A 5,790-nucleotide genomic window follows, 5' to 3' on the forward strand; every position below is an offset into this window, starting at 1 on the left:
GAGCGCTTGAAGCGACGCAGTGCAACGTCAAACGGCTCGTTGTCTTTGATCTTTACTGAAGGCATGCTGTTACCTTTACTCAATTAATTCACCCCGAAAGCGATCAAAAAGTGGCTTCGGGATCCGAGGGGCGTGGATTCTAACCAGTTATGGACAGCACTGCAACTGGTTCTTACCGCTTCAGGTCTATATGATACGCGCTCGTTTTTCCCGTTGGTCCTCGATTGGCCCCACTGTACGAGTTAGAAGGCTCTCTATGCGCGTTTTGGGTATTGAAACCTCCTGTGACGAAACCGGCCTGGCGCTGTATGACAGCGAGCGGGGCCTGCTCAGCCACGCCCTGTTCAGTCAGATTGCGGTGCACGCGGAATACGGTGGCGTGGTGCCCGAGCTGGCCTCCCGGGATCATGTGCGCAAACTGCTGCCGCTGGTGCGGCAGGTGATGGCCGAAGCCGACACCTCGCCCGAGCAGATCGATGCGGTGGCCTATACCGCGGGCCCGGGGCTGATTGGCGCGCTGATGGTGGGCGCCTCGGTGGGGCGTTCGCTGGCCTATGGGTGGGGGATTCCCGCACTGGGTATTCATCATATGGAGGGCCACCTGTTGGCCCCGATGCTGGAAGATAACCCGCCCGAGTTTCCTTTTATCGCCCTGCTGGTGTCCGGAGGGCACACTCAGCTCGTACAAGTCCGTGGCATTGGCGAATACCGCCTGCTGGGGGAGTCGCTCGACGACGCCGCCGGGGAGGCATTCGACAAGGCCGCCAAAATGCTGGATCTGGACTACCCGGGTGGGCCCCATATCGCCAAACTGGCCGAGCGGGGCCGGGCAGGGCGGTTTACCTTTCCCCGGCCCATGGTCGACAGACCGGGCCTGGACTTCAGTTTCAGTGGACTGAAAACCTATACGCTCAACACGGTGGCGGAGCATGCCCAGGCCGACGGGTTGCCGGACGAGAAGACCTGTGCCGATATTGCTCATGCCTTTCAGGAGGCGGTGGTCGGTACCCTGGTGATCAAGTGTCGGCGCGCTCTGGAGCAGACCGGCCAGAAAACGCTGGTGATCGCCGGTGGGGTCTCGGCCAACACGCGTCTGCGCGAGGAGCTCGAGGCCGCGCTGGCGAAGATCGGCGCCCGGGTGTTCTATGCCCGCAACGAGTTCTGCACCGACAACGGGGCCATGATTGCCTACGCCGGCTGCCAGCGCCTGCTGGCCGGGCAGACCGAGCCGCTGGCGGTGAACGTGCGCGCCCGCTGGCCACTGGACAGCCTGCCGCCGCTGAGCGCTTAACGAGGAAGTGGAATGGACATTGTTTACATCAGAGATCTGCAGGTGGATACCATCATCGGTATCTATGATTGGGAGCGTCAGGTGCGCCAGACCATCAGTCTGGACCTGGAAATGGCGGCGGACATCCGCCGGGCGGCGCAAACCGACGACATCCAGTATGCTCTGAATTACAAGGCGGTTTCCAAGCGCCTGATCGCCCACCTGGAAAACCGGGATGCACAGCTGGTCGAGGCGCTGGCCGAAGAGGTGGCCACCATTGTGCGGGAAGAGTTCAACGTGCCCTGGGTCCGCCTGCGACTCAGCAAACCCGGCGCCCTGCGCGGTGCCCGGGATGTGGGCCTGATTATCGAGCGAGGGGAAAAACCGGCATGACCGAGGTGTACCTCAGTCTGGGCAGTAATATTGATCGCTATCGACACATCTCCGCCGCGCTGGATGCGCTGGCGGAGTGTTTCGGCGAATTGACCATTTCGTCCGTATTCGAAAGCGAAGCGGTGGGCTTTGATGGCAGTAACTTCCTCAATCTGGTGGTTGGGGTGGGAACCGATCAGCCCATCGCCGAGCTGTCCGATCGGCTGAAAAAGATCGAAGACGACAACGGTCGCTGTCGTTCCGGCCCCAAATTCAGTTCCCGAACGCTGGATATCGACATTCTCACCTACGGTGACTTCGTGGGGGAGGAGGCCGGGGTTCAATTGCCCCGGGACGAGCTGACCAAGAATGCCTTTGTGCTCTGGCCCATGGCGGAAATCGCCCCGAACCATCTACACCCGAGCAAGGGGGAGACCTACGCCCGGCTGTGGGCCGATTACGATAAGCAGCGCCAGAACCTCTGGCCGGTGGATTTCACCTGGCAGGGGCGGACGGTATCGCGCGCTGCGTCCTGACCTGATTTTGATCCCTGCCCGCCCCCTGTGACACGGGGCAGGGCGTGCCCTCTATGTGGAGTTGCCTGTGAACGAGCCGCAACGCGCCGCGCCAGTGTCGCCCTGGTGGGTGTTAATCGCTGTGTGCCTGGGGGCCTTTGTCGCGCCTCTGGGAATGGCTTCGGTGAATGTCGCCCTGCCCACTATGGCCAGGGAGTTGAACGCCAGTGCGGTGCTGGTCAGTTGGGTGCCCACCATTGTCCTGATCGCCAACATCATCTTCATGCTTCCGGCGGGCAAGCTGGCCGACCAGGTGGGCCGCAAACGGGTCTTTCTCTGGGGCATTGCGCTCAACAGTAGCGCCAGTGCTCTGGCATTCTTCGTCAACTCCATTGAAATGGTACTGGTGCTGCGCTTCTTTCAGGGGATGGGGGCGGCGATGATGTTCGCCACCAGCATGGCCCTGCTGATTTCGGTCTTTCCGCCGGAAAAGCGCGGGTTACCCCTGGGGCTCAATGCCGCCTGTGTGTACTTCGGCCTGACCCTGGCGCCGGCCTTGGGCGGTTGGGTGACCGATGCCTTCGGCTGGCGGTTTGTCTTCCTGCTGCCCTTGCCGATTGTGGTGTTGGTGGTGTCACTGATTGCCTGGCGGGTGTCCGGAGACTGGTTCGGCGAGCGCGAAAACCGGTTTGATTGGGGCGGGGCCCTGACTTTTGCGCTCTGGGCCATTGCCCTGGTGATCGGCCTGACCGGGCTGCCCGGGTTGTGGCAGAGCGCGGTACTGGCCTTTTCTTTCGTTTTACTGGTGGTGTTCATTCGCCGCCAGGCTCGCCGGGAGCAGCCGCTGATTCGCGTACAGATGTTCCGCGAGTCCCGCTTGTTCTCCTTCTCCCTGATGACGGCGCTGTTCATGTACGCCAGCAGTTATCCGCTCGGGTTTCTGCTCAGCCTGTACCTGCAATATGTGCGGGGTTACAGCGCGGCGGATGCCGGTCATGTCCTGCTGGTGCAGGCGCTCACCATGGCCTGTGTGGCGCCGTTGGCGGGGCGCCTGTCGGACTATCTGCCGGCCCGCTGGCTGGCCAGTGCGGGCTGTTTCTGTACCCTCTGTGGTTACGGGTTGCTGAGTACGCTGGGCGTCGCCACGGCACCGGGCTTTATTGTCCTGGCGCTGTTTCTGGTGGGGCTGGGCTTCGGCTGTTTCTCCAGTCCGAATAACCATGTGGTGATGCAGTCGGCGCATTCCAGTGAAGTGGGCGTCGCGGCGGCAACGCTCAATCTCGCCCGTGTGGTGGGTAACCTGGTGGGTATGAGTCTGGTGAATCTGTTCGTTTACTGGAACCTGGGTAACCAGCCGCTGAACGAAACCCTGTCCGAGCCGCTGCTGCGCACCTTCAGTCAGGCGATGCTGTTGGCTCTGGCGTTTCTCACCTGTGCGACACTCATTTCGCTGTTGCGCGGGGCGTCCGGGGCAGAACAGAAAAAGCCGGACGATTAGGCCCGGCTTTCAAGTGGGTCAGCATTCGGTCATCAGTGAATTTCAATGCGATGACTGACCGGCGTCTTCTGCTCCACTTTGGGCACGTTCAATTTCAACACTCCGTTGTTGAACTCCGCCTTGATATCCTTTTCCTTGACGTCCGTTCCCAGGTTGAAGCTTCGAGTGTACTTGCCATAGCGTCTCTCCTGACGAATGACGCGTCCATCCTTTTCTTCCTTGTTTTCAAACCGGGACTCGGCGCTGATGGTCAGCATGCCGTTGTCCAGGGTCACGTCAATATCTTTCTTGTCCACGCCGGGTAACTCGGCGGTCAATTCGTAATGATCCTTTTTCTCGGTGATATCCACTCTGGGCGAAAACGCATCCGCGTTCATCGAAGCAGAGCTTCTTGATAGCGGTGCCCAGAAATTGTCGAACAGGCTGTCAATATCAAATACTGAACTACGTGGTATCAGGTTCATAAGAACACCTCCTTTGAACATCCAGAGCTTGTCTCTGTTTGCGTTACTTATATTGGTCCTTTTTTGTCGATTTTCAATTGATCCAGCGCAACAAAAGTGAGTTAAACCGCTTGTTTTAACTCACCGAACGACCACCGTCCACGGCGATAATCTGTCCGGTTATATAGGGCGCTTTGGTTAAAAGAAAAAGAATGGTGTCAGCAATATCCTGAGGGTCTCCGGGTCGGTTCAACGGGACCCGATCGAGGATGGTCGCTTTGCCGTCATCGTCCAGCTCCGCCTCCTGTTCCGGCCATAAAATGGCGCCGGGGGCGATGCCGTTGACGCGCACCTTGGGCGCCAATTCCCGCGCCAGCGATTTGGTCAGCATGACGTTGCCCGCTTTAGCGGCACAATAAATGGGGTGGTTTTTCAGTGGGCGCTCGGCATGGATGTCGGCCATGGTGATAATGGCACCCTCTGTTTCTTTCAGCGCGTCCGCCAAAGCCTGGGCAAGAAAGAAGGGGGCTTTAAGGTTGCTGCTCATCAGGTCGTTCCACTGTTCTTCACTCGCCTCTTCCACCGGAGTCGGGTAAAAGCTGGACGCGTTATTGATCAGTGCGTCCATGCGGCCCCACTGTTTCAAGGCGTTCTCGGCCAGTTGTTGAACGTCTTTCAGTTGACTCAAATCCGCTTGCAGCGCCACGGCGCTGTCGGGACGAAGCGCGTTGAGCTCATGGCTGAGTGCCTCGGCGTCCTGCTGCGAGCCGCGGTAGTGGATGACGACCCGGTAGCCGGAGGCGTGCAGGGTTTTTGCGGTGACCGCGCCGATGCGACGGGCCGCGCCGGTCAGTAGGGCAACGGGAGCGTCAGTAGTCATAAAATCCTCTTGAATCTGTGAATAAACTGTCCGACGTAGTACGCTGGTGGTCTATTAAACGATGAATAAGCCAATAATAACCGTCCGGAGTGCATTCATGGTACCGCTTCACCGTCGCCTTCACACTGGGGTGAGTGTCGCGCTGGCACTGCTGCTGGCCGCCTGTGGTGGCGGACAGAGCGATGACGACGCCCGAGCGCCCTCGGGACCGCCTGGCCTGAGCGAGCGGCCGGAGAATCAGACCTGTCTGGCTACCCGTTTCACTCAGGATTCGACGGTGGCGCTCAAGCCGCTGGTGCCTGAAGGTACCTTCACCGCGCCGGTCGGGGCGGTCAGCCACCCGAGTCTTGAGCAGGTACTTTATGTACTGGAGCAGCGGGGTACCATCTGGCGCCTGGACCTGTCCGAGGCAAACCCCACGCCGGCGCTGTTTGTGGACCTGAGGGACTACACCGATGTGCAGTTTGAGCCCACTCACTGTTTTGAGTGCGGTCTGTTCAGTATGGCGTTCCACCCGGATTTCGAGCAGAACGGCTTTGTCTATGTGTCTTTGACCGAGGGTGGAGAGGCATTCGAAGTTGCGCCCGAATCCTATGTCGCCCGGTTTCGCTCTGACGATGAAGGGATGAGTCTGGTGCAATCCGGGCCTGGCGAGTTGGAGCGTACCGATATTTACCATGTCCAGCAGACCACCGAAATTCATAACAACGGTCGTCTGGCGTTTGGCCCGGACAACTATCTTTACGTCAGCTTTGGTGACGGTGGGCCGGGTGGCGATCCCAACCGCAATGCCCAGGATCCCACCAACCCCT

The 5,790-nt window shown here is 59.5% G+C and carries 8 protein-coding genes; 5 read left to right on the top strand and 3 right to left on the bottom strand.

Going from position 1 to position 5,790, the window contains the following annotated elements; all coding sequences use genetic code 11:
* Nucleotides 1-65: 30S ribosomal protein S21 (gene rpsU / locus B3187_RS06720; protein ID WP_286805394.1), on the bottom strand; the 65-nt coding region annotated here is incomplete at its 3' end.
* Nucleotides 66-256: 191 nt separating this feature from the next.
* Here rpsU and tsaD point away from each other — a divergent pair.
* From tsaD to B3187_RS06740, 4 genes are all read left to right on the top strand, one after another.
* Nucleotides 257-1,291 carry a tRNA (adenosine(37)-N6)-threonylcarbamoyltransferase complex transferase subunit TsaD gene (gene tsaD / locus B3187_RS06725; RefSeq protein ID WP_286805306.1) on the top strand — a complete coding sequence of 345 codons (1,035 nt, stop codon included), beginning with the start codon at nt 257-259 and terminating at the stop codon, nt 1,289-1,291.
* Nucleotides 1,292-1,303: 12 nt separating this feature from the next.
* A complete protein-coding gene (folB, locus tag B3187_RS06730) occupies nt 1,304-1,663 on the top strand; it encodes a dihydroneopterin aldolase (RefSeq protein ID WP_024460995.1) in 360 nt (119 codons plus the stop codon).
* Nucleotides 1,660-2,178 carry a 2-amino-4-hydroxy-6-hydroxymethyldihydropteridine diphosphokinase gene (gene folK / locus B3187_RS06735; protein WP_123638067.1) on the top strand — a complete coding sequence of 173 codons (519 nt, stop codon included), beginning with the start codon at nt 1,660-1,662 and terminating at the stop codon, nt 2,176-2,178. Before folB ends, folK begins: the two co-directional genes overlap by 4 nt.
* Before the next feature lie 67 nt (nt 2,179-2,245).
* Nucleotides 2,246-3,655: an MFS transporter gene (locus tag B3187_RS06740; RefSeq protein WP_286805310.1), complete on the top strand. Its 1,410-nt coding sequence runs from the start codon at nt 2,246-2,248 to the stop codon at nt 3,653-3,655.
* Between the two features lie 32 nt (nt 3,656-3,687).
* Here the strand turns inward: B3187_RS06740 and B3187_RS06745 are convergent, their stop codons facing one another.
* The gene (locus B3187_RS06745) at nt 3,688-4,119 is read right to left on the bottom strand and encodes an Hsp20/alpha crystallin family protein (protein ID WP_286805312.1); all 432 of its coding nucleotides are present in this window, start codon (nt 4,117-4,119) and stop codon (nt 3,688-3,690) included.
* Nucleotides 4,120-4,234: 115 nt separating this feature from the next.
* Nucleotides 4,235-4,978 (bottom strand): pteridine reductase, encoded by a 744-nt coding sequence (locus B3187_RS06750; RefSeq protein WP_286805313.1) that lies wholly within the window; start codon nt 4,976-4,978, stop codon nt 4,235-4,237.
* 97 nt (nt 4,979-5,075) lie between these two features.
* Between B3187_RS06750 and B3187_RS06755 the strand changes: the two genes are divergently transcribed.
* Nucleotides 5,076-5,790: PQQ-dependent sugar dehydrogenase (locus B3187_RS06755; protein ID WP_286805315.1), on the top strand; the 715-nt coding region annotated here is incomplete at its 3' end.

The sequence above is a fragment of the Marinimicrobium sp. UBA4209 genome, from assembly GCF_002381585.1.
Taxonomy (GTDB): domain Bacteria; phylum Pseudomonadota; class Gammaproteobacteria; order Pseudomonadales; family Cellvibrionaceae; genus Marinimicrobium; species Marinimicrobium koreense.

Excerpts from the sequence above, each read along its gene's own strand:
- tsaD (WP_286805306.1), top strand. The coding sequence starts at position 257 with ATGCGCGTTTTGGGTATTGAAACCTCCTGTGACGAAACCGGCCTGGCG.
- folB (WP_024460995.1), top strand. The coding sequence starts at position 1,304 with ATGGACATTGTTTACATCAGAGATCTGCAGGTGGATACCATCATCGGT.
- folK (WP_123638067.1), top strand. The coding sequence starts at position 1,660 with ATGACCGAGGTGTACCTCAGTCTGGGCAGTAATATTGATCGCTATCGA.
- B3187_RS06745 (WP_286805312.1), bottom strand. The coding sequence starts at position 4,119 with ATGAACCTGATACCACGTAGTTCAGTATTTGATATTGACAGCCTGTTC.
- B3187_RS06750 (WP_286805313.1), bottom strand. The coding sequence starts at position 4,978 with ATGACTACTGACGCTCCCGTTGCCCTACTGACCGGCGCGGCCCGTCGC.